General features: G+C 49.0%; 1 protein-coding gene. It reads left to right on the top strand.

Features of this window, described 5'->3' with window-relative positions; genetic code table 11:
* Positions 1-16 precede the first annotated feature (16 nt).
* Positions 17-710 (top strand): PQQ-binding-like beta-propeller repeat protein (locus A3750_RS18780; protein ID WP_156498738.1); only part of this gene is annotated, 694 nt, incomplete at its 3' end.

Raw genomic sequence — 710 nt, 5'->3', positions numbered from 1 at the left:
TTGTAGCTCTGAGACTGTGAACGTTCCGACTGAGCTAACCGATATTGACGACCCTGTAGATCTTGAAGAACTATGGGATGCCGATTCAGGAACGGGTGACAATGAACTTCAGCTTCAGTTGGAACCTTTCGTTAGCGGCCCTTTGGTCTTTACTGTCGATATTGAAGGAAATGTTCAAGCGCGTTCAACCGAAACCGGTAAACTTCAGTGGGAGAAAGACCTAGATCAGCGTGTTAGTGGTGGTGTTTCGGGAGACAGTCAACGAATCTATGTGACGAGTTTTCAGGGAGAAATCATTGCACTGTCTCGTGAGGACGGGACAGAGTTATGGCGTTCACGTTTAAGCTCGGAAGCCTTAAGTGTTGCGGCTAGTGACGGTGCAACAGTTGTCGTCCATTCAAGTGACGGACGTATCTTTGCCTTTAATACAGCCAGCGGTGAGCAGCGTTGGAGGTATGACAGTGACACGCCCGCATTGTCTCTTCGGGGAACTTCTGCCCCCATGATTTTTGAAAACTCTGTGTTGATCGGGTTGGCAAATGGAGAACTTGTCTCGTTAGATCTTTCTGATGGTCGCATGCGGTGGGATGTGTCGCTGGGGCAGCCTTCAGGCCGAACGGAGTTAGAACGTCTTGTTGATGCTGACGGCAATTATGTAGAACTTTATGGTTCCGTCTTCGCAGCAGCCTTTCAAGGCGATATTAAGGCAA

The organism is Oleiphilus sp. HI0079 (assembly GCF_001635105.1).
This window is presented reverse-complemented; position numbering and strand designations above follow the sequence as displayed.